This is a genomic window from Streptomyces xanthophaeus (assembly GCF_000725805.1).
GTDB lineage: Bacteria > Actinomycetota > Actinomycetes > Streptomycetales > Streptomycetaceae > Streptomyces > Streptomyces xanthophaeus.
Window position 1 is genome coordinate 1,352 of record NZ_KL647141.1, and the last position, 346, is coordinate 1,697.

Below are 346 nucleotides of genomic sequence, written 5' to 3' on the forward strand. Positions count from 1 at the left end.
CAACACCACCGCCACAGCCGCCTGCAACACCATGAACACACTCACACCAGAACGCCGCGCCAGCTCCACCACACCCGCATGAACACCCGCAGAGAGCACGCAGTCGACGCTTTCCCCTTGGAAGGTCGGCGTCTGCGGGCGGGGACGATCGAAGGGCAGCTCAAGCTGATCCGGCAGGTCGGCCAAGGTGTCTGACCAGTAGGCGATTTGGGTGCTCAGCAGGCTCTCGGTGTCGGTTTCGTCGCCAAGGAGCTGGTGCTGCCACAGCGTGTAATCCGCGTACTGAACCGGCAACGGCGCCCAGCCCGGCACCTCACCCACACACCGCGCCGCATACGCATCCGCG

The 346-nt window shown here is 65.3% G+C and carries 1 protein-coding gene; it reads right to left on the reverse strand.

Annotated elements, in window-relative coordinates; translation table 11 throughout:
* Positions 1 to 346, reverse strand: a 346-nt coding sequence (locus tag IO30_RS42545; RefSeq protein ID WP_037896590.1) for a condensation domain-containing protein, incomplete at both ends; no start/stop codon positions are given.